Here is a 21,903-nt window from a genome sequence, read left to right as displayed (position 1 = left end):
GCGGGAGGGGCATGAGAGAACTGCGCTTGCGCCGCTCAGGTCAGCACCCCGTCATGCAGTCGCACCACCCGGTCCATCGCCGCCGCCAGCCGCTCGTTGTGCGTGGCGACGAGCGCGGCGCTGCCCTCTCCGCGCACTAGCGCGAGGAACTGGGCGAAGACCTTGTCCGCCGTCGCCTCGTCGAGATTGCCGGTGGGTTCGTCGGCCAGCACCATGTGCGGGCGGTTGGCCAGCGCGCGGGCCACGGCGACGCGCTGCTGCTCGCCGCCCGAGAGCTTGCTCGGACGATGCTCCAGCCTTGCGCCGAGGCCAAGCGCAGTGAGCAGTTCGGTCGCTCTCGCATCGCACTCGGAGCGCGGCTTTCCGGTGATCAGCTGGGGCAGCACGACGTTCTCGATCGCGTTGAAGTCGGGCAGCAGATGGTGGAACTGATAGACGAAACCGATGTGATCGCGACGCACCGCCGCGCGCTGGTCCTTGCCCAGCTTGCTGGCGTCGATCCCGGCGATCTCGATCTTGCCGCCGAAGCCGCCTTCGAGCAGGCCGATCGCCTGCAGCATCGTCGACTTGCCCGATCCCGAGGGACCGAGCAACGCGACGATCTCTCCGGGACGGACCTGCAGGTTCACGCCGCGCAGGACGTCGATCTTCACCCCGCCCTGCTCGAAGCTGCGGGTCACGTCGGTCAGGCGGACGACAGGGTCAACGATATCATTCATAGCGCAGCACCTGCACGGGATCGGTGCTCGCCGCCTTGTAGGCGGGGTAGAGCGTGGCAAGGAAGCTGAACACCAGCGCCATGATGCAGATCGTGGCGATCTCCACCGGGTCGGAGCGCGCAGGCAGCTCGGTCAGGAAGCGGATCGAGGGGTCCCACAGGTTCTGGCCCGTCAGGATCTCCACCAGATGCACGATCGGCTGGCGGAAATAGAGGAAGATGAAGCCGATGATCACACCCGCCACGGTGCCCATCGCGCCGATGCAGAAGCCCGCCGTGACGAAGACCTTGAGCAGCGAGTGCCGCGTCGCCCCCATCGTGCGCAGGATCGCGATGTCGCGTGTCTTGGCGCGCACCAGCATGATCAGCGAGGAGAGGATGTTGAACACCGCCACCAGCACGATGATCGACAGGATCACGAACATCGCCACCCGCTCCACCGCCAGCGCCTCGAACAAGGAGGCGTTGATGGTGCGCCAGTCGGTGACGACTGCGCGACCCGAGAGCTGGCGCGTCAGCGGCGCGAGTATCTCACCCACCCGGTCGGGGTTGTTGGTGGTGACCTCGATCATGCCGATCTGGTCGCCGGTCAGCAGCAGCGTCTGCGCGTCCTTCATCGGCATGACCACGAAGGCGTTGTCGTAGTCGTAGACGCCGATCTCGAAGATCGCCGCGATGCGGTAGGCGATCTGGCGCGGCACCGTGCCGAAGGGCGTCGAGCGGCCCGCCGGGTTGATAATGGTGATCACGTCGCCCACTTGCGCGCCTAGGTTCTGCGCCAGCTGCTTGCCGATCGCGACGTTGTCGGACCCGGTCTTCAGTTCGGGGAGATTGCCCGCCTTCACCTTGTCGGCAAGGCGGTTGATGTCCTCGCCGGTGTTGCCGCGCACCAGGATAGCCTCGACCCGGCCATTGAAGCTGGCCAGCAGCGGCTGCTCGATCAGCGGCGAGGCGCGGGTGACGCCGGGCGTCCCCCGCACGTCCTCAAGGACGCTCTGCCAGTTGTCGAGGCGGCCGCCGTAAGCCTGGATGATGGCGTGGCCGTTGAGGTTGACGATCTTGTCGAACAGTTCGGCGCGGAAACCGTTCATCACGCTCATGACGATGACCAGCGCGGCCACGCCGAGCATGACCGCGACGAGGCTGATGCCGGCGACGAGAGCGATGAAGCGCTCGCCTTTTCCGGGCAGCATGTAGCGCTTGGCGATCGTCCATTCGAAGGGGGATAGGATCAAGCGAGGGGTCCGTCTTGAAAAGGTGAAGAGGCATTAGGATGCGCAGGCGGTGCTGGCAAGCTGCGGGCGGGCGGATGGTTCCCGAGGGGTGGTACGAATGCGGGAGGTCTGCAGGGTTTACACTGTCTGATGGGTGAACCGTTGATGCCTGACCGCCGGTGAAGGGCGGATTTTCGTGGGTTTTAAGCGCAGCGCGAGCTGATCGGTGTGACCTTACGAATGCGATGTGTCACCTTGTGGGGCAAAGGTGTAACCTTGTGGTGTAAACTTGTGCGGTCTGCGGTGATCGGACTGGGTATGGGTGTAATGTACCGGACCCGGCCGCGTGTAGGAAAGCGGACCGTCGGCAAGCGCCCCTTGTCGGACGTTCGGATGAGCCGCACAATTATTGCTTCGGTCGCCACCATGCGAACGCGAGCACCATGCCCCCGCTGAGAAATGCAGTGATACCAATCCATCCCGCAACAAACGGCAGGGGCGGCGCACAGTAGTCAAAGCAAACTTGATTTGGGCCAACAATCGGCTTCAGCCCAAAAAGGTCGGTGAAATGATCCCAGTACTCTCCGCCCATGACGGCTGCGGTGAGGTAGAGACGAATGATCCATGCCTGAATGACCCCAGCGATTAGGGCAACAATGAATAGGACCAACGCGATCATGAGCCGTCCGTCACGCATCACCACGTCCTCCTTTTGATTTTCTGAACGAGGCTATGTCTTTCGGCGTCGGCTTTCCACCCGTTTTCGCCATTCCGGGCGGCGAGCGCTGCGCTCTATAGCCGTCCGTCCGGTGCTCGCCGCGCGCGAAGAAATGCAGCCTGACCGGACACGCACCAAAACGGCCCTTCCTTGACAGATGGCTAGCTTACGATGCAGCCTTTCAGGCAATCGAGACGATATTCACTCACCTCTATCTGGTGCGTCTATGCTTGGCTTCATTATTCCGTTTATATTTAGCCTGGCATTCTTCATCATCGCCGCGTTCACAGGCCCGACTGCACAGTGGGACAGATATTGCCTTGGCCTGAAAAAAGAAGAGAAAGAGAAATTTCATTCTTCAGTCCTTTGGAAAAGATATAAATCCGAAATCTTTGACGCTACCTATATGAGCCTTTCGATTTTAGCTGCAGCAGCCATCGGATTGGCCAACAGATTAGATGGCATTCAGCCTATATCTCGACTGCTCGTAGCCACCCCCTTAGCGTTGGTTACGTTAGGCCTACTGTGTTGGCGAATTCACCGGATTTGGCGACGTGCAAACCCTCGCAAAGAAGCCGATAGCTGCTAAGCTAGAGCGACTTTCAGCCTGTCCGGAAACCATCCCAACCCCGCTCAGGCTGAGCTTGTCGAAGCCCCTCGAGGCTGGGCGCTCCGGCTCCCCTGCTTGGACAAGCCCAGCATGAACGGGGAAAGTGATGCATGGCTCCCAAACCCGTCATCTTCCCGTCACCAAACGGGCGCAGGAACCACCGCCCTCAACGGCCCATCCCTTCCCCCTTGCTTTTCGACGCGATCGCAGCCAAATGCGCGTCGCGTTTGGACGCGCCAGTCGGGCTGGAAAAATACCATGAACATGACTCACCCCTTCCTTGATGTCGACGGGGACAAACTGCGCGAAGAGTGCGGTATTTTCGGCGTTATCGGGGCAAAGGAAGCCGCGGCCATCACCGCCGCCGGGCTCCATTCGCTCCAGCATCGCGGGCAGGAGGCGGTGGGCATCACCAGCTTCTCCGGCGCGGAGTTCCACTCGCACCGCGGCATCGGCCATGTAGCGCAGGTGTTCCGCCAGAAGGAAGTGGACACTCTGCCCGGCTCGATGGCCTCGGGCCACGTGCGCTACGCCACCACCGGCGGCTCGGGCCTGCGCAACGTCCAGCCGCTGTTCGCCGATCTTGCCGACGGCGGCTTCTCGATCGCGCACAACGGCAATATCTCGAACGCGATGACGCTCAAGCGCGATCTCGTGGCCAAGGGCTCGATCTTCCAGTCGACCTCCGACACCGAGGTGATCATCCACCTCGTCGCCACCAGCCGCTACCCCACGCTGCTCGACCGCTTCGTCGATGCCCTGCGCATGGTGGAAGGCGCCTACTCGCTGATCTGCATGAACAACGAGGGCATGATCGCCTGCCGCGATCCGCTGGGCATCCGCCCGCTGGTGATGGGCCGCATTGGCGACGCCATCGTCTTCGCCTCCGAAACCGTCGCGCTCGACATCGTCGGCGCCGACTTCGTGCGCACGATCGAGCCGGGCGAAATGGTGCAGGTCGATCACAAAGGCACGATCTCCAGCCACCGCCCGTTCGGCAATCCCTCGCCGCGCCCGTGCATCTTCGAGCACGTCTATTTCTCGCGCCCCGACTCGGTCATGGACGGCCTCTCGGTCTACCAGGTTCGCAAGCAGATCGGCGTCGAACTGGCCAAGGAATCCTTCGCCGACGCCGACGTGGTCATCCCCGTACCCGACAGCGGCGTTCCCGCCGCGATCGGCTATGCGCAGGAATCGGGCATCCCGTTCGAGCTGGGCATCATCCGCTCGCACTACGTGGGCCGCACCTTCATCCAGCCCGGTGACGCCGCCCGGCACGCCGACGTGAAGCGCAAGCACAACGCCAACCGCGCCGTCGTCGAAGGCAAGCGCATCATCCTCATCGACGATCCGATCGTGCGCGGCACGACCTCGAAGAAGATCGTCGAGATGATGCGCGATGCGGGTGCCGCCGAAGTGCACATGCGCATCGCCAGCCCGCCGACCGAGCACTCGTGCTTCTACGGCGTCGATACGCCCGAGCGCTCCAAGCTGCTGGCGGCGACGATGGACACCGAGGCGATGGCCGACTTCATCAAGGCCGACAGCCTGGCCTTCGTCTCGATCGACGGCCTCTACCGCGCCGTCGGCGAATCGGAGCGCAAGAAGAGCTGCCCGCAGTTCTGCGACGCCTGCTTCTCGGGCGAATACCCGACCAAGCTGACCGACTTCTCGGACCGCTTCCCGGAACTCGACGCAGCGTGACATTCAAGGATCAGGTCGCACTCGTCACCGGCGCCAGCCGGGGTATCGGTGAAGCCACTGCCGTTGCGCTGGCCGCTGAGGGCGCGCATGTCGTCCTGACCGGGCGCGATACCAAGGCGCTCGAACGCGTCGAAGAGCGCATCTATGACGCAGGCGGATCGGCGACCATCGCCCCCGTCGATCTCGTCGAGCCCGACGGCATCGCACGCCTCGCCAGTGCCGTGCAGGACCGCTGGGGCCGGCTCGACGTGCTGGTGATCAACGCGGCGATCCTGCCCGAACTCACCAGCGTCGCCGACATCGACCAGCGCGCCTTCAACAAAGCGCTGACCACCAACGTTCTCTCGACGCAGGCACTGATCGCGAATTTCGATCCGCTGCTGAAGAAGAGCCCGAACGCACGCGTGGTGGGCCTGACCACCACCGTCGCGCAGGCGCCGCGCGCCTACTGGGGCCTACGGCGCCACCAAGGCCGCGTTCGAGGTGCTGCTGGACTGCTACGCCCAGGAAACCGCGAAGACCTCGAACATTCGCGTCGCCATCGTCAACCCCGGCGCGACCCGCACCGCCATGCGCGCGCGGGCCTATCCGGGCGAGGCACCGGCCTCGGTCAAGCCGCCCGAAGTCGTGGCGGACCGCCTCACGGCGCTGCTCGGAGAGAGTTTCGCGACGGGCCACCGGGAAACCGTTAACCAGCCGCAATAACCGGATCGTAACCCCAAACTGGGACACATCGGGCAAATAGGCGTTGTAGACACGTCGTAATTTGCGCGAGGTCGCCCATGGATCACACCCAGCAGGAACGCTACGCCGCCGCTGCGCAGGAAGACCGCAGCGCGCATCGCAACCGCATTTCGATCCCTGCCACGCTGCGCCCCTCCGGGTCCAAAAGTTTCCAGACGGCAGTGCGCGACTTGTCGCTCTCCGGCTTTTCGGCGACCGCGATGAGCCATATCGCGCCGCGCACGATGTGCTGGCTGACGCTGCCCGGCAGGGAAGAGGCGCTGCCCGCAAAAGTGGTGTGGTGGGACAACGGGCTTGTCGGCTGCGCTTTCGAGCACCTTCTGGAACCGCATGAACTGGATGCGGTCATGACGCGCTGGAATCGCGATCGACGCTAACCGTCATCCCGGCGAAAGCTGGGACCGCTCTCGGCGCATGGTAAGATTGCGGCGAGGCTTCTCTAAAGTCAGCGGCGCCCTGCCGATGGGACGCATCATGGTCATAGCGGTCCCAGCCTTCGCTGGGATGACGGGCTTTGATCTCGACGATCGCCTCTCAATCGAGCGTCTTCACCAGCGTCACTTGCGCCACATCGATCCCGCCGCCGAGGAATCCACCCTCGCAGTACATCAGATAAAACCGCCAGAGCCGCACGAATCGCTCGTCGAAGCCCGAGGGCAAACGCCCTCCCTCCACCGCGAGATCGAAGTTCGCCCGCCATTCGCGCAAGGTGCGCGCATAGTCCGCCCCGAAACCGACGCGATCCTCCCAGACCAGCCCCCTCTCCTCGGCCAACGCGCGGAACTCACTCTCGCGAATCAGCATGCCGCCGGGGAAGATGAAGGTCTGGATGAAGTCGGCGCTGCGGGCATAGCCCTCGAAGATCGCATCAGGCATCGAGATCAGTTGCAGCGCCGCCAGCCCACCCGGCTTGAGGTTGCGCGCGATGCAGTCGAGGAATTCCGGCCAGTAGGCCTGCCCCACCGCCTCGACCATCTCCACCGACATGATCGCGTCGTACTGACCGATAACGTCGCGATAGTCCTGCTTGCGGAAATCGACGCTGCCACGTCCGTCACTGCGCTCGAACGTCCAGCGTTCACGCGCATAGGCAAGCTGCTGGTCCGAGAGGCTGATCGCATCGACGTGCACCTCGGCATGGCTGGCCACGAAGGCCGCAAGCGTGCCCCAGCCGCAGCCGATCTCCAGCACACGATCGCCGGGTTCCAGCTCCAGCCGCTCGACGATCGCGCCCGCCTTGGCCGACTGCGCGACGTCCAGTTCGGTCACGAACTGGGCATAGGGGTTCGGTCCGGCGGCGACTTCGGAATAGAGCGCGCTGGAATAGAGCATCGTCTCGCCCAGCCACTGCCCGTAGAAGTCGTTGCCGAGGTCATAGTGCGCGTGGATGTTCTTCAGCGAACCCTTGCGCGTATTGCGATGAAGCGCGTGCAGCGCACGGGTGAGCAGCCGCCACGGACCATGCGCACGGCCGGTGTTTCCCAGCGCCATGGCATTGTCCATGAACAACGCGAACAGCGGCACCGGGTCCGGGCTGTCCCACTCGCCGAGGTCCCAGGCCTGATACCAGCCGACCGACCCCGCCGTCGCCAGCCGCAGCAGCGCGCGCCAGCTAGTGATCTCCACCACGGCATCGAAACCGGACTGACGACCGCCGAGCAGCCGGGTCTGACCGCCGGGCAGCGTCGCCATGATCGAACCGCGCTCCAGCCCGCGATCAATGCGGTCGAGGATCCGGTGCACCCCGCCTGACCACAGCCGCGCCAGCAACTGGGAGCCGACGCCGATCGCGCGTCCCCCGTCCACAAGTTCCCCACCTCTGCCCGGCGCCTGTGCGTTCATGGCGCGATGATGGACTCGATTTCGTCGCTCGGCAATTGGTTAGCTGGCCTGTCCAATCTCCCTCGAAAACATTGAGTGCGGACTGGTTCTCTGGAAGAAAAACCGTGCGTTCCGGAACAGTTACGCGGCAGGACCGCTTTCATCATCGTCTACCACACGGAGTTTGATGCAATGATGAAGGGTGCTCTGATCGGCAGCGTGCTGGCCATGTCGATGCTTTCCGGCTGCCAGTCCTACACTAGCCGTCACGACGTGCGCGAAGCCCGCCGCGACGTTCGCGACGCCTATCGCTATGGCGACCGCCGCGATCAACGCGAGGCGAAGCGCAACGCGCGGGAAACCCGCCGCGATTACCAGCGCGACAACCGCTGCGGCCCAGCTTACGGCCGCCCCTGCTGATCGACGGCGCTTCGGCAGCGGGGCTGAGCGTCTCTACCCGCCCTTCGCCTGCTGCCACGCCGACAGCGCCCGCTCGCGCGCGTCGCGGTGCTCGATCAGCTTGTCGGGGTAGCCCTTCGGCCGCTTGCCCGAGGGCGGGTCATGGATGTCCGCGTCGGACAGGTCCGCCAGCTCCGGCACCCATTCGCGGATGTAGGCTGCGGCGTCGAACTTCTCCGACTGGGTGAGCGGGGCCATGATCCGCACGAACATGTTGGCGTCCACACCCGATCCGGCGGTCCACTGCCAGTTCACCGCATTGCTGCCATAGTCCGCATCGACCAGCGTGTCCCAGAACCACTGCTCGCCCGCGCGCCAGTCGATGAGGAGATGCTTCACGAGGAAACTCGCCGCGATCATCCGCACGCGGTTGTGCATCCAGCCGGTGTGCCACAACTGCCGCATCCCGGCATCGACGATGGGATAGCCGGTGCGCCCCTGCTGCCACGCTTCCAGATCGCGCGTGCTGGTGCGCCAGGGGAACGCGCCGAAGGGATCGCGCGCGTAGCGGCCGCCGTAGTCGGGATACTGCAGGATCACGTTCTGCGCATAGTCGCGCCAGCCAATCTCGCCGAGGAACGTCGCGACCGAGCCGCCCGCATCCGCCACCGCATGCCAGACCTGCGCGGGCGAGACCTCCCCGAAGTGCAGGTGCGGCGAAAGCATGGACGTGCCCTCCACACCCGGCAGGTTACGCTGCCCTTCATAGGATGAGGCTTCCTCGACGAAGGCGTGCAGCCGCTTGCGCGCGCCCTCCTCTCCCGGTTCCCACATCGCGCGCATGCCGCCCGCCCAGTCGGGCGTGGTGGGGAGTAGTTTCCAGTCGGCCAGCGTATCCGACTCCGGCCACTTCGACGGCGCAGCAATCGTCTGCGGCCGCCGCTGCGGATCATGCGGCGGCATCCGCTCACGCAAGGCGCGCCAGAACGGCGTGTAGATCTTGTAGAGCCCGCCCGAGCCGGTCGTCACCGAGCCCGGCGGGGCGAGGTAGTTGCCGTGGTGCAGGCAAAGCGTCAGCACCTTGCCCCCCATCTTGCCCACTGCCTTTTCGGCATTGCGCCACCACGGTTCGTAGTGATGCAGCGCGTGGACCTCCTGCGCACCGGTTTCCTCGGCCAGCTTGGCGAGAACCTCATCGCTTCTCCCCCGCCGCAGGATCAGCCGCGAGCCCTTCTCCCGCAAAGCCGCGTCGAGGCTTTCGAGCGAATGGTGCAGCCACCAGCGCGAGGCGCCGCCCATGGCGCGGTGCCTGGGCGTCTCGTCGTCCAGAATGTAGACAGGGATCACCGGCCCCTTGCGCGCGGCCTCGGCGATGGCAGGTTGATCGGACAGGCGCAGGTCGCGCCGCAGCCAGACGATGACAGGAGAACTCATGAGCGGGGCAACGTCCTTCGATAACCGGCGTTCCCTAGCGCGATGACGCTTTCGATGCACCACCGTCGGGCCTTGATCCTCGCCGCCGCCTTATGCTGGCTGGGTGTAGCCGTGATCGCATTGGCAGTGCACGGCGGCCATGCCGAAGCTCTCGACCGGACCGGCCTGCTGTTCTGGCGCGACGACACGCTCGAGCCGCTTGGCCCGGTCAAGCTGCTGGAGGCCGTGCGCGACGTGACGGCGCTTGGCGGGGTGCTGCTGCGCAACCTCTTCGCCATCGGCACGATCGTGGCGCTGCTTTTCCTGCGGCAGCGGCGGGAGGCCCTGCTCTTCGCGCTCACCGTCATGGCCGGCTGGCTGGTCAACAGCGCCCTCAAGGCGCTCGTAGGACGCCCACGTCCGGAGATCGTGCCTCATCTCACCGAAGCGGGCGGTAACAGCTTCCCGAGCGGGCATAGCTTCAATGCCGCGGTCATATATATCGCAATGGCGCTAGCCTTCGGGGCGATGAGCAACCGTCCCTCGGTGCGCCGCACGCTCATTGGTGCCGCACTTTTCGGCACCCTTGCAATCGCATGGAGCCGGGTCTGGCTCGGCGTCCACTGGCCGAGCGACGTGGTCGCCGGATGGCTGGGCGGCGCCGGGTGGGCTTTCCTCGCGAACGCCCTGTTTCAGCGCCCCGCGCAGCTTGCCGCCGAGGCGGTCAGCGCGCTGGACAGTCCGCCGGAACCCTCGCCGAAACATTGAAGTTGCGGCTGAGACGCGGCCCGGTGAACCGCGCGTCGCCAAAAGTCACCACGGCGCTGCACCCCTGCCGCTCGATCCGCGCCATCGGCAGTTGCGACCAGGCGAGGAACTTGACGACTTCCGGCGTGGCGACGGCAGCCTTGCGCACCAGTGGATCGGCCATGTTGTCGGTTATAGGATGCTCGGCGGAAACCAGCCCTGCAGGATCGTGGAGCGGATCATAGCGACCATAGAAAATGCGCCCCGCCTGCCGCCAGATCATGTCGCGCCGCCACAACAGCAAAGGCTCGGGCGAGGCGAAGATGCGGTCGGGGTTGAAGGTCGAGTCCTTCTGGCGCGGCGCATCCCACGCCATCGCGGAAATCCCTATGTTGAGGGCGATGAAGCCGATCACGCCCGCCAGCGCCGCGACGGCAGGCTTTGCCGATTTCCACCGCCACGCTAGCCACAGCCCCAAACCCATGATCGCCAGCAGCCAGGGCGAGACGATGAACAACCCGTCGGTATGGAACCACCGCCCGCTCGTCGGCGAGAGAAGTTGCACTGCATACGTGTTCTGCAGGTCGAGCAGCGGATGCGTCAGCGCGCCGAGATAGCACAGCGCCAGCAGCCATCCGAACCGCATCGGCAACCCGCTGCGGAAAGTAGCGCCGCGCGATGCCTGCCAGCGATCGAACAGCCAGAGCAACCCCGCCAGCAGGGGCGGCATCAACAACACTCCCCCGACCAGCCCATGCGTGAAGCCTCGGTGCATGGCGAGCGGAGCCCAAGACGCCCAGCCGAAGAACACATCGATGTCCGGCATGTTCGCCGCCAGCACGCAGGCCGCGAGCCCCTTGCGTGTCCGGCGCTTGAGGCCCGTTTCAGCGAGCACCCAGCCGACCAGGCTGTGCGTCAGGTTATCCATGAGAGACAGATAGTTGCATCGCAGACTTTATCGGGTTTGCGATGCAGCATTGCAAGCCGTCAGTCCACGGTCCAGGTCTGTCCCTTGCCAAGCAGCTTCGAAAGGTCCGCACTCTTTCCCGCCGTCAGGCTTGCCCGCTCGGCGACGACGGCGCTTTCAAACGTCGGCGCGGGATCGTCGTAGATCACCCCCAGCGCCATCGGGAACGGACCGAAAGGCATCTCCACCAGCATATGCGCGAGGCCCCGGTTGCGCACATTGTGAACCGCGACCCCCGCCGCCCGCCAGTCGCCATCGCCCACATCGACGACTTTTAGCGAAAGGGTCTCAAGATCGAGTGACAACCCTTTGGTTTTCATTGCGAACAAAAGCGGTTCGCCGTCCTGGCAGACGATCTGCATATCCGATGCGACGGCCTTGGCCGTGAAGTCGTCGAAGCGATCCTTGTTATAGACGATGCAGTTCTGGAAAATTTCAAGGAACGCCGCGCCCTTGTGCGCATAGGCGGCCTTGAGAACGTCCGGCAGGTCCTTGGACACGTCGTAGCCGCGCGCCACGAACCTTGCGCCAGCCCCCAGCGCGAAGGCGCAGGGGCTCGCCGGACGATCCACCGAACCGATCGGCGAGGTCGGCGACGGCGTTCCCACCCGACTCGTCGGCGAGTACTGCCCCTTGGTCAGCCCGTAGATCTCGTTGTTGAACAGCAGGATCTGGCAGTCGAGGTTGCGGCGCAGGACGTGCATCGTGTGATTGCCGCCGATGGACATGCCGTCCCCGTCACCGGTGACGATCCACACGTCGAGTTCGGGATTGGCCAGCTTGATCCCCGTCGCGACGGCCGGGGCGCGGCCGTGGATGGTGTGGAAGCCATAGCTCTCGACGTAATACGGGAAGCGGCTGGAGCAGCCGATGCCCGATACGAACACGGTGTTCTTCGGGTCCGCACCGACCATCGGCAGGGTGCGCTGCACCGCCTTGAGAATCGCATAGTCGCCGCATCCGGGGCACCAGCGTACTTCCTGGTCGGTTTCCCAGTCCTTCAGCGTGGTCTGGATCGGGGTCATGTCGTTCATGATGAGATCTATCCTGACGAATTGGGCCTAAGCACTCAGGGTCGTTCGATTTCCGGTGCCGGAAGCTGCGTCTCGTTGACCGAGACTTCGCCGCCCTCGTTGCCGGGGACCGCATCGAAGAAGGTCGCGATGGCGGCCTCGATCTCGGCGATCGCGAAGGGCTGGCCGCTGGTCTTGGAGAGCGGCACCGCATCGATCAGGAAGTGGTCGCGCAGGACCGTCTTGAACTGCCCGGTGTTCATCTCCGGCACCACGACCTGTTCGAACCCGGCCAGCAGTCCGCCAAGGTTCAGGGGTAGCGGCCAGATGTGGCGGACATGAATGTGGCTGACGTCCAGCCCCTTGCGCCGCGCCCGCCGCACCGCCTGATGGATCGGCCCGAAGGTGGATCCCCAGCCGACCACCGCCAGCCTGCCCGACGCCGCCCCGAGCGCCACCTCCTGCGGCGGCACGGCGCCCGCGACGGCGTCCACCTTGGCCTTGCGCGCGTCGGTCTGGGCCTGATGGACGTCGGGGGCATAGTCGATATTGCCGGTGTCCACGGCCTTCTCGATGCCGCCGATGCGGTGCATCAGCCCCGGCGTCCCCGGCCTGATCCATGGCCGCACTCCGCGCCGGTCGCGCCTGAAGGGCAGGGGCTTGCCTTCCGGGTTGTTGGTCTCGGTCAGGAATTCCACCGGGAACGGGGTAAAGCCGCCGGGATCAGGCACCTTCCATGGCTCCGAGGCATTGGCGATGTAGCCGTCGGTCAGCAGGATCACCGGCGTCATGAACTGCGTGGCGATGCGGCAGGCCTCGATCGCGCATTCGAAGGCATCGGCAGGCGAGCGCGCGGCGATCACCGGCAGCGGGGCATCGCCGTTGCGCCCGTAGACTGCCTGATAGAGATCCGATTGCTCGGTCTTGGTTGGCAGCCCGGTGGACGGCCCTCCCCGCTGCGAATTGACGATGACCAGCGGCAGTTCGGTCATGATCGCCAGCCCCATCGCCTCCCCTTGAGCGCGATGCCCGGCCCCGACGAGGACGTGACCCCCAAATGCCCGGCATAGGACGCGCCGATCGCTGCGCAGATGGCCGCGATCTCGTCCTCGGCCTGGAAGGTGGTGACGCCGAACTCCTTCATCTTCACGAGGTGATGCAGCACCGCCGAAGCTGGCGTGATCGGATAGCCTCCGAAGAACATCTCCAGCCCCGCCAGTTGCGCCCCCGCCACCAGCCCGAGCGACACCGCCTCCGCCCCGGTCACCGTGCGGTAGAGCCCCGGCTCGGTCGGCACCGGATCGATATGCAGCTTGCGCAGCGGGCCGGTGAGTTCCGCCGTCTCGCCATAGGCATGCCCGGCGTTGAGCGCGGCGATGTTCGCCTCGGCCAGTACCGGCGCATGCGCGAACTTGGCATGGAGCCAGTCGACCAGCGGGCGGCGGTCGCGGTCGAACATCCACAGCGCCAGGCCAAGCGTCCACATGTTCTTGCAGCGCAGCGCTTCCTTGTTGCCAAGCCCGAAAGGCTTCACCGCCTCCAGTGTCAGCGCCGAGATGTCGAAGGCCAGCACGTCCCACTTCGCGAGGCTGCCGTCCTCCAGCGGGTTTTCTGCGTACTTCGCCTTTTCGAGGTTGCGCTTGTTGAACTCGCCGGTGTCGGCGATCACGAGGCCGCCGGGCTTGAGCGCGCCGACGTTCACCTTCAGCGCCGCCGGGTTCATCGCCACCAGAACGTCCGGCGCATCGCCCGCCGTGGTAATCTCCTGCGACCCGAAATTGATCTGGAAAGCGGAGACTCCGAACAGCGTGCCCTGCGGCGCGCGGATCTCGGCGGGAAAGTCCGGGAATGTGGCAAGGTCATTGCCGGCAAGCGCCGTGGACAGCGTGAACTGGCCGCCGGTCAACTGCATCCCGTCGCCCGAGTCGCCCGCGAAGCGAACGACGACCGCTTCTACGGGCGATGTCTCGACAGCGGATGCGTCGGTATCGTGGTCTCCGGCCAGTGTCGCCATGGTCTATCCTCTGCTGCCGGTCCGCGCCGGTTTCTGCGTCGAGGCTGCGGACTCAGGTTCCCAATGACAAATTAGTTTTCTCTTGGGCGAACAAACTTCGCGTTTGCCGCCATGGGGAGGAGTGTGGACCTCAATGCGGGCTAGTCAAGCGCCGGTGGTTCCGCCATCCTGTGACCATGAGGCAGACATGGGTGCAATTCCTGTCGAATCGCGTAGAGAGCCCCTCCCCTTCAATTCGGATTCGCCTATCTCGATGAACGATTTCTCGTCCCTGCCCTATCGCCCCTGCGTCGGGGTCATGCTCGTCAACGCCGATGGTAAGGTCTTCGTCGGCAAGCGCATCGACACGCGTGAAGGCGACTGGTGGCAGATGCCGCAAGGCGGCGTCGACGACGGCGAAGACCTCAAGGAAGCCGCCTTTCGCGAACTGCACGAGGAAACCGGCGTCACCAGGAAGCATGTCAAGCTGCTGTCGCAGACCCGCGAGGAACTGCTCTACGACCTGCCGCCTGAACTTGTCGGCAAGCTGTGGAAGGGCAAATATCGGGGGCAGCGCCAGCATTGGTTCCTCGCCCGGTTCGAAGGAAGCGATGCCGACATCGACCTGAATGCGCACAAGCCAGCGGAGTTCTGCGACTGGAAATGGGTCGAGGCGACATTGCTGCCGGACCTCATCGTGCCTTTCAAGAAGCGTGTCTATCGTGCTGTTCTGGAAGAGTTCAAGACGCTGATCTGAGGCTTACGTCGTCCCGGACTTGATCCGGGACCGGTGGCCGTGAACCACCGATCTTGCTGCGCGAGCAACACGCTCACACCTAAAGACGGCCACCGGTCCCGGATCAAGTCCGGGACGACGGCGGCGGCAAACCCGCTCAGGCTGAGCCTGTCGAAGCCCCCGCGCAGATAGCGCCGCGCTTCAGTTTTCCGAAACCGCCGTCTTTGGCGTGACCGCATCGGCAGTGACCATGCGCGGCGTCGGCCCCTTGGCGATCGCGCCCGCCAGCGACTGCGCTTCCGCACAGTCCTTGCCGCACAGCGTCTGGAGCCGCGCGAGATTGCGGTTGGCCTTCTCGGTCGCGCCCTTTTCGGCCAGCGCCATGCCCTCGCCGGCAAGCGCCGTGACGTTGCGCGGATCGCTGGTCAGCGCGACACGGTAGTAATGCAGCGCCTTGCCCTGCATGCCTTGACGGCGCGTGGCGTCGGCAAGCGAGAGCAGCACGGTGACGCTGCCGGGCTCGACCGTCAGCGCCGATTCATAGGCGTCGATCGCCCCGTCAATGTTGCCCGCCGCAGCGGCAGCGCGGCCCTCGCTCAGCAGCATGCTGGCGCGCGGATCGAGTTGCTCGGGCGGTTGCGACAGAAGGACGCTGGAGGACGTGGCGGCTAGCAGGGAAAGGGCAACGGCAACGGGCGTATAACGCATCAGCAGGTCCTTGGCCGAGGTTTTCGTCCTCATCATGACGTGACGCTATCACAGCCTGACGAAGCGCGCGACGAAAAACCCGTCGGTTCCATCGCGCGAGGAGAGAGACGCAGGCCGGCGCCGCGCGGGGTTCCGGCGGGCAAAACAGGCAGTTCGGCGCGCCAGTCGGGATGGCGGGTCAAGAAACCTTCGGCCTGATCCGCGCCTTCCGCGTCGAGCAGCGAGCAGGTCACGAAGACCAGCCGCCCGCTCGGCTTCACCAGCGTCGCCGCGATGTCGAGCAGGCGTGACTGGATCGCCACGTAGCGTTCAAGCTGCTTGTCGGTCAGGCGCCAGCGCGCTTCCGGGTTGCGGCGCCAGGTGCCGGTACCCGAGCACGGCGCATCGACGAGCACCGCATCGGCCGCGCCGACGAAAGGCTCAAGCGCCTGCATCTCGCGGTTGGCGTCGAGGAGCAAAGTCTCGATCCCGGTCGCCCCGGCCCGCTCGGCGCGGGGCGGCAGGCGTTGCAGGCGCGCGCGGTCGGCGTCGCAGGCGATCAGCCGCCCGACGTTCTCCATCGCGGCGGCGAGCGCGAGGGTCTTGCCCCCTGCCCCGGCGCACAAGTCGATCACCGTCTCGCCCGGCCGCGCGGCCACGACCTCGCAGGTGAGTTGCGAGCCGGCATCCTGCACCTCAATCATGCCTTCGAGGTAAGCGGGCGACTGCTCGATCTTCGTCTCGGGCGGGTAGCGCCAGCCGTGCGCGGCGACGGTCTTCTCCCCGCCTTCGGGGAGGTCGAGACTGCCGGACTTAAGCGTGTTGACGCGGATGTCGAGCGGCGCGCGGTCCAGCAGGGCTTCAGGATGTTCGACGCCGCTGTCGGCGAGGCGCTGCATCAGCCATGCCGGAGCGACACCGGCCTCGGCCTTGGGCTCGGCGGCATCGATCGGTGCAGGTGCGTGGCGCGATCCGTCGAACAGAGCCGCAATTTGCGGGTCGATATCCGCGACACGCAGCATGGCGGTGCGGCCGGTCGCGGGGATTTCCCCGCAGGCGCGGATGGCGCGGTAGGCGAGTTCACGAACCGCGCGGCGGTCCCCGCTCCCTGCCCAGCGGCGGGCGCGGAACCACTCGGAAATCAGGCGATCGGCAGGCGCGCCGTTGGACCGCGCGGCCTCGATGACGAGATCGAGCACCTCAATGGCTGCCTGAATGCGGGCTGCGGGGGTCAATTCACCCTCCCGCCTGCAGGAGAGGCCGAGGGTGGGCGCATGAGAACGCGAGGTCGGCGTCAGTGCCCACCCCGCTGCGACTAAGGGCCTGCGGCCCAAGTCTCGCTACCCCTCCCGCTTGCGGGAGGGGTTAGCTGCCTCAGCGCGTCGGATAGTTCGGTGCCTCGCGGGTGATCGTCACGTCGTGGACGTGGCTCTCGCGCAGGCCCGCATTGGTGATGCGGATGAACTTGGAGTTCTTGCGCAGGTCCTCGATCGTCGCCGAGCCGGTGTAGCCCATCGCCGCCTTGATGCCGCCCACCAGCTGGTGGATGACGTCCTTGGCGGCGCCCTTGAACGCGACCTGGCCTTCGATGCCCTCGGGCACCAGCTTCATCTGGTCCTTGATGTCGCCCTGAAAGTAGCGGTCCGCCGAGCCGCGGCCCATCGCGCCGACCGAGCCCATGCCGCGGTACGACTTGTAGGCGCGGCCCTGGTACAGGAACGTCTCGCCCGGCGCTTCCTCGGTGCCCGCGAGCATCGAGCCGACCATGATCGTCGAGGCACCGGCGGCGAGCGCCTTGGCAGCGTCTCCCGAGGTACGCAGGCCGCCGTCGGCGATGACCGGCACGCCCGCCTTCTCGGCTTCCTCGGCGGCTTCCATCACGGCGGTGAGCTGCGGCACGCCGACACCCGCGACGATGCGCGTGGTGCAGATCGAGCCGGGGCCGATGCCGACCTTCACGCAGTCCGCGCCCGCGTCGATCAGCGCCTTGGCGGCTTCGGCGGTGGCGATGTTGCCGGCGATGACTTGCGCCGAATTCGACAGCTTCTTCACCCGCTCGACCGCCAGCGCCACGTCACGGTTGTGACCGTGCGCGGTATCGATGACGACGACGTCGCACTCGGCCGCCAGCAGCGCCTCGGTGCGGGCGAAGCCCTTGTCGCCCACGGTGGTGGCGGCGGCGACGCGCAGGCGGCCCGCTTCGTCCTTGGTGGCCTCGGGGAAGAGGACGGCCTTCTCGATGTCCTTGACGGTGATGAGGCCGACGCAGTGGAAACCCTCATCGACGACAAGCAGCTTCTCGATGCGGCGGGCGTGCAGCAGGCGGCGCGCCTCGTCCTGATCGACGCCGACCTTCACGGTTGCGAGGTTTTCATGCGTCATCAGTTCTCGCACCGGCTGCGCGGCGTTGGCGGCAAAACGCACGTCGCGGTTGGTGAGGATGCCGACGAGCTTGCCCGACGCCTCGACCACCGGGATGCCGCTGATGCGGTTCGCGGTCATCAACGCCTGCGCCTCGCCCAGCGTGGCATCGGGGCCGATGGTGATGGGATTGACGACCATGCCGCTCTCGAAGCGCTTGACCTGGCGGACGGCGGCAACCTGCTCCTCGATCGACAGGTTACGGTGCAGCACGCCGATCCCGCCCATCTGCGCCATGACGATCGCCATCTGCGCCTCGGTCACGGTATCCATGGCGGAGGAGATCACGGGAATGTTCAGCCCGATGGTGCGGGTCAGCATGGAGCGGGTATCGGCCTGGGTGGGGACGATGTCGGACTTGGCGGGACGCAGAAGTACGTCGTCGAAAGTGAGTCCGAGCTGGATATCCATGTGCGCCACCAATGCCTTCGAGGGGAGAATCGTGGCGGCCCATGTAATCAAAGGGGGCGGTTTGGGCTAGGGGGCGAATCCCATGTTTTTCGCGTTTCTGGTGCGACAGGTCCGGCTATTTCGCCGAGACCGGCGCCTTTGCCACCATGGGCGTGACCGGCACCTTGCGCGTATCGGCGAACCAGCGGCCCAACGCAGTCAGCATCTTCACGTCGTCGCTGGCCCCGCCAAGCTCGATCGGGTGGGACAGATCGTCGCTCGGCCGGTGATAGTCGCCGTCGAAGAAGGCACGCATCCGCTCGATGTCGCCATAGGACGTCGTCACCATGACGGCGGGAATGTCGTGCTGCAGCAAGGCCCAGCCATCCTGCCGTTTCACGTATTCATTGGCGTCGTTGTTCTCGCGCAGCTTGAAGCCTTCCGCCTTGGCGACCTTGGCGATGTCCTTGTCGAGCCCGGTCATGCCCCGTCCGACGATGGCGAAGGGCGTCTTGCGCGGCGCGATCGCGATCGAATCAATGTTGAAGGCCGCGACGATCCGCTCCAGCGGCAGCGGCGGGCTCTCGGCAAAGGCGTGCGCGCCCAGCAGCCCGAGTTCCTCCGCCGTGGTGGCGAGGAAATAGACGTCGCGGTCCATCTGCGGGCTGCGCGACAGACGGCGCGCCACTTCGGTCAACGCTGCGACGCCGCTGGCGTTGTCTACTGCTCCGTTGCAGATGACGTCCTCGGCGGGAGGCTCGCCGCATTCTCCGAAATGGTCCCAATGAGCCACGAACAGCACCGCGCCCGCCTGCTTGCTGCGCCCCGGCAGCTTGCCGATCAGGTTATGCGTTCGGATCGTCGTCTCGTCCGTCGCGGCTTCCAGCGAGGCGGTGACGTCCAGCACGATGGGCGCGAAATCGTCCTTGCTTGCCGCCTGCTCCAGATCATCGAAAGTATGAGCGGTGCCCTTGAGCAGGGTTTCCATCGTCGCGCGGCCGATGAACGCCTCAAGATCGCCGCCCAGCGCCTCGTCCGAGAGCGCGTAGCCCGAACGCCGACGCCGGGCCGCGACCTCGTCCAGCGTGCGCTCGCCGTCGAGCACGGTCAGCACGGCCGAGGCGCCCAGAGCCAACAGCTCATTCTGGCGCGCACTGTCGGGGGTATTGCCGTCGAGCACCACGGCGATGCGGCCTGCCAGTTCGTTGCGGGTGAAGTCCTGGCTGCGCGCGCGGCCGACGAACAGCAGCGGCGCATTGCGCACCAGCGAACGCTTGCCAGAGGTGAAGACCAGTACGTCGCTAGGCGCAATGGTGGCGCGGAAGCCCTTGCGCAGAAAGCGGGCGGAACCGCTCGACGGTTCGTGAGCGACGACAGTAACCGGCGCGAACCACTCATTGCCCGGATCATTTGTGCCCGAAACGAGGCCGATGTCGAACCACTGCTTGGCGAGATAGCGCAGCGTCTTTGCCTCGCCATCGGTGCCGGGTTCGCGACCGTCGAAATCGTCGCTGGCGAGGATCTGGATATGCGCGCGCAGCCGGTCCTCGATCTCGCGGTCGGCGCGGCTGACGCTGGCGGCAATGACGCCGATGGGAACTCCTACGGCGAAAAGCGCGAAGAACGCTGCCGTCCTCCACGCACTTTTCCCTGCTGCACGTCCCACTGCCCGGATGCCCGACTTCATTGCGCTGCACCTATACGACACATTTTCGAGCACGGTTGTAAAATTTCCTCCAATCGCGTGCAGTTGCAACATTTCCCGCTTCATCCGGCGATAATGACGCAGCCGCGCAACACTCGGGAGACTTGCGGAACACCCCGAGTTCTGCGAATTGATCTGCACGCGAGACGCTGCCCGGCAACGGCGGAAAGAGGATACGGCACCCATGCGGCTGGACGATTTCGACCCCGACAACATCAAGGTCACCGAAGGCGGCAGCCGTGGCGGCGGCTTTCCCATCGGCGGCGGCAAGCTAGGCTGCGGCGGCCTGATCATCGTGCTGATCGGCGCCCTCGTCTTCGGCGTGGACCCGGGGCAGATGCTCGGCACCTTGGAGAACGTACAGCAGCAGGTGCCGACCACCACGCAGCAACCGGCGGGCGGTGCGCGCAGCGCCACCGAGATCTGCACGCAGAACGCCTACTCGCGCGAATCGTGCAATGCGCTGTCCTCGCTCGACAAGACCTGGCAGCCGCTGTTCCAGAAGGCCAACGTGCCCTTCGAGCAGCCAATGCTGCACTTCTACACCGGCGGCACCCGCAGCGGCTGCGGCGCGGCAAGCAGCGCGATGGGGCCGTTCTACTGCCCCGCCGACCAGGGCATCTACATCGACGTCAGCTTCTACGACCAGATGGACAAGCAGCTCGGCGCCCGGGGCGACTTCGCGCGCTATTATGTGATGGCGCATGAGTACGGGCACCATGTCCAGCACCTCACCGGCCTCGACCAGCAGGTCCGCAAGGCGCAGCAGCAGAACCCCCGGCAGGAGAACGCCCTGCAGGTGAAGATGGAACTGCAGGCAGACTGCTACGCGGGCGTCTGGGCCGCCAAGAACCGCGACCGCATCGAGCCTGGCGATATGGAGGAAGGTCTGACCGCCGCCAGCGCGATCGGCGATGACACGCTGATGAAGAACGCCGGACAGGCGGTGACGCCGGAGAGTTTCACCCACGGCTCCAGCGCCGAGCGCATGCGCTGGCTCAAGCGCGGCCTCGAAACCGGGAACGAGGACGCATGTGACACGTTCTCTTCAACAGGATGACATCACAGGCGTGAGCGGACCCGGTGGCGGATCGGCGACCGCGCGCCGGGGACAGGAGAACAGGGACATGAGCCGCAAGTGGCTGGGTGCGATCGTCGTTGCGAGTTTGAGTGCGGGCATTGTGGCCTCGCCAGCGACGGCACGGCAGGAAGACAAGCCGATAACCTCGCGCGATCCCGATGCGATGGACGTGGCTAAGACCCCCGTAAACGACCTCAACGTAGGGCGCGATGGCGAAATCCCGCCGCTCCTCGTCAAGGCCACCGCGCAGCCCTACACGTTGAGCGGCTTGACCAAGTGCCGTCAGATCGCCGGGGCGATCCAGCAGCTCGACGAAGTTCTCGGCCCCGACATCGATCTCCCCGCCGAGGAGCGTGACCGCATCAGCGCCGGGCGCGTGGGCAAGTGGGTGGTCGCCTCGTTCATCCCCTTCCGCGGCCTGATCCGCGAGGTCTCGGGCGCCAACGCGCAGGACCGCAAGGTCAATGCGGCGATCCAGGCGGGCCTGACCCGCCGCGGCTTCCTCAAGGGCGTCGGCTCGGCCAAGGGCTGCCGCTATCCCGCCTCCCCTGCCCCGGCCAGCGTGGTCCAGGCGCGCATGGACGAACTGAAGGCGATGGAGCAGGAAAAGGACGCGAAGAAGAAGGCGAAATCCGAGGCCAAGGCCGACGCGAAGTCCGATCGCGACCTTGCCTTCAAGACCGAACCCGACGCCCGCCAGCCAGTCCCCAAGAACTGACGGCCGCGTGATGCTTCGGGCACTTTGCACGGTCAGTGCACTCGCGTTGATGTTGTCGGCCTGCGGCGGGGAGCCATCCGCGCCAGCGACCAGCGAAGCGCCTT

General features: G+C 65.5%; 17 protein-coding genes and 3 pseudogenes. 8 read left to right on the top strand and 12 right to left on the bottom strand.

What is annotated here, in order from left to right; genetic code table 11:
• Nucleotides 1–35: 35 nt before the first annotated feature.
• From KZO24_RS04310 to KZO24_RS04300, 3 genes are all read right to left on the bottom strand, one after another.
• On the bottom strand, nucleotides 36–719 hold the full coding sequence (locus KZO24_RS04310; protein WP_271181153.1) for an ABC transporter ATP-binding protein: 684 nt from the start codon (nucleotides 717–719) through the stop codon (nucleotides 36–38).
• Nucleotides 712–1,953, bottom strand: coding sequence for a lipoprotein-releasing ABC transporter permease subunit (locus KZO24_RS04305; protein WP_271181154.1), 1,242 nt, complete (start codon nucleotides 1,951–1,953; stop codon nucleotides 712–714). The genes KZO24_RS04310 and KZO24_RS04305 overlap by 8 nt, the downstream gene beginning before the upstream one ends.
• Before the next feature lie 385 nt (nucleotides 1,954–2,338).
• Nucleotides 2,339–2,632 carry a hypothetical protein gene (locus KZO24_RS04300; protein WP_486486913.1) on the bottom strand — a complete coding sequence of 98 codons (294 nt, stop codon included), beginning with the start codon at nucleotides 2,630–2,632 and terminating at the stop codon, nucleotides 2,339–2,341.
• Between the two features lie 886 nt (nucleotides 2,633–3,518).
• Between KZO24_RS04300 and purF the strand changes: the two genes are divergently transcribed.
• From purF to KZO24_RS04285, 3 genes and pseudogenes are all read left to right on the top strand, one after another.
• Entirely contained in the window at nucleotides 3,519–4,964 is a 1,446-nt protein-coding gene (purF, locus tag KZO24_RS04295; protein WP_486486912.1) for an amidophosphoribosyltransferase, read from the top strand.
• Nucleotides 4,961–5,669 (top strand): annotated as a pseudogene (locus KZO24_RS04290) (SDR family NAD(P)-dependent oxidoreductase). Before purF ends, KZO24_RS04290 begins: the two are co-directional and overlap by 4 nt.
• Before the next feature lie 77 nt (nucleotides 5,670–5,746).
• Nucleotides 5,747–6,085: a PilZ domain-containing protein gene (locus tag KZO24_RS04285; RefSeq protein ID WP_271181159.1), complete on the top strand. Its 339-nt coding sequence runs from the start codon at nucleotides 5,747–5,749 to the stop codon at nucleotides 6,083–6,085.
• Nucleotides 6,086–6,242: 157 nt separating this feature from the next.
• On the opposite strand, the gene KZO24_RS04280 is transcribed toward KZO24_RS04285, so the two are convergent.
• Nucleotides 6,243–7,550 (bottom strand): SAM-dependent methyltransferase, encoded by a 1,308-nt coding sequence (locus KZO24_RS04280; protein ID WP_271181160.1) that lies wholly within the window; start codon nucleotides 7,548–7,550, stop codon nucleotides 6,243–6,245.
• Nucleotides 7,551–7,721: 171 nt separating this feature from the next.
• Between KZO24_RS04280 and KZO24_RS04275 the strand changes: the two genes are divergently transcribed.
• Entirely contained in the window at nucleotides 7,722–7,949 is a 228-nt protein-coding gene (locus tag KZO24_RS04275) for a hypothetical protein (RefSeq protein ID WP_271181161.1), read from the top strand.
• A gap of 33 nt (nucleotides 7,950–7,982) precedes the next feature.
• On the opposite strand, the gene KZO24_RS04270 is transcribed toward KZO24_RS04275, so the two are convergent.
• Nucleotides 7,983–9,362 (bottom strand): cryptochrome/photolyase family protein, encoded by a 1,380-nt coding sequence (locus KZO24_RS04270; protein ID WP_271181162.1) that lies wholly within the window; start codon nucleotides 9,360–9,362, stop codon nucleotides 7,983–7,985.
• A gap of 54 nt (nucleotides 9,363–9,416) precedes the next feature.
• On the opposite strand from KZO24_RS04270, the gene KZO24_RS04265 reads away from it, so the two are divergent.
• Complete coding sequence (locus KZO24_RS04265; RefSeq protein ID WP_271181163.1) at nucleotides 9,417–10,109, top strand: phosphatase PAP2 family protein; 693 nt, start codon at nucleotides 9,417–9,419, stop codon at nucleotides 10,107–10,109.
• On the opposite strand, the gene KZO24_RS04260 is transcribed toward KZO24_RS04265, so the two are convergent.
• The 3 genes and pseudogenes from KZO24_RS04260 to KZO24_RS04250 form a co-directional block, all read right to left on the bottom strand.
• Nucleotides 10,066–11,016, bottom strand: a complete 951-nt coding sequence (locus KZO24_RS04260; protein WP_486486911.1) for a metal-dependent hydrolase — start codon at nucleotides 11,014–11,016, stop codon at nucleotides 10,066–10,068. The two genes, KZO24_RS04265 and KZO24_RS04260, sit on opposite strands and share 44 nt — an antisense overlap.
• A gap of 59 nt (nucleotides 11,017–11,075) precedes the next feature.
• Nucleotides 11,076–12,089 (bottom strand): 2-oxoacid:ferredoxin oxidoreductase subunit beta, encoded by a 1,014-nt coding sequence (locus tag KZO24_RS04255; RefSeq protein WP_271181165.1) that lies wholly within the window; start codon nucleotides 12,087–12,089, stop codon nucleotides 11,076–11,078.
• A gap of 35 nt (nucleotides 12,090–12,124) precedes the next feature.
• Nucleotides 12,125–14,082, bottom strand: a pseudogene (locus KZO24_RS04250) (2-oxoacid:acceptor oxidoreductase subunit alpha).
• 253 nt (nucleotides 14,083–14,335) lie between these two features.
• On the opposite strand from KZO24_RS04250, the gene KZO24_RS04245 reads away from it, so the two are divergent.
• Nucleotides 14,336–14,818: an RNA pyrophosphohydrolase gene (locus tag KZO24_RS04245; RefSeq protein WP_271181167.1), complete on the top strand. Its 483-nt coding sequence runs from the start codon at nucleotides 14,336–14,338 to the stop codon at nucleotides 14,816–14,818.
• Nucleotides 14,819–14,998: 180 nt separating this feature from the next.
• Here KZO24_RS04245 and KZO24_RS04240 read toward each other — a convergent pair whose 3' ends face one another.
• The 4 genes and pseudogenes from KZO24_RS04240 to KZO24_RS04225 all read right to left on the bottom strand — a co-directional run bounded on the left by KZO24_RS04240 (nucleotide 14,999) and on the right by KZO24_RS04225 (nucleotide 19,982).
• On the bottom strand, nucleotides 14,999–15,541 hold the full coding sequence (locus KZO24_RS04240) for a tetratricopeptide repeat protein (protein ID WP_008831309.1): 543 nt from the start codon (nucleotides 15,539–15,541) through the stop codon (nucleotides 14,999–15,001).
• Between the two features lie 12 nt (nucleotides 15,542–15,553).
• Nucleotides 15,554–16,719: pseudogene (locus KZO24_RS04235) on the bottom strand (RsmB/NOP family class I SAM-dependent RNA methyltransferase).
• A 139-nt stretch (nucleotides 16,720–16,858) separates the two neighbouring features.
• A complete protein-coding gene (gene guaB, locus KZO24_RS04230; protein WP_069708019.1) occupies nucleotides 16,859–18,316 on the bottom strand; it encodes an IMP dehydrogenase in 1,458 nt (485 codons plus the stop codon).
• Between the two features lie 115 nt (nucleotides 18,317–18,431).
• A complete protein-coding gene (locus KZO24_RS04225) occupies nucleotides 18,432–19,982 on the bottom strand; it encodes a M28 family peptidase (RefSeq protein WP_271181170.1) in 1,551 nt (516 codons plus the stop codon).
• Between the two features lie 202 nt (nucleotides 19,983–20,184).
• Between KZO24_RS04225 and ypfJ the strand changes: the two genes are divergently transcribed.
• Together ypfJ and KZO24_RS04215 are read left to right on the top strand one after the other, a co-directional pair.
• Entirely contained in the window at nucleotides 20,185–21,060 is an 876-nt protein-coding gene (gene ypfJ / locus KZO24_RS04220) for a KPN_02809 family neutral zinc metallopeptidase (RefSeq protein WP_271181171.1), read from the top strand.
• A 10-nt stretch (nucleotides 21,061–21,070) separates the two neighbouring features.
• Nucleotides 21,071–21,799: a hypothetical protein gene (locus tag KZO24_RS04215; protein ID WP_486486910.1), complete on the top strand. Its 729-nt coding sequence runs from the start codon at nucleotides 21,071–21,073 to the stop codon at nucleotides 21,797–21,799.
• The last annotated feature ends 104 nt before the right edge of the window (nucleotides 21,800–21,903 follow it).

The sequence above is a fragment of the Novosphingobium sp. NFX11 genome (assembly GCF_057376415.1).
The sequence above is the reverse complement of the archived record's forward strand: the minus strand, read 5'-3'. Positions and strand labels throughout refer to the sequence as shown.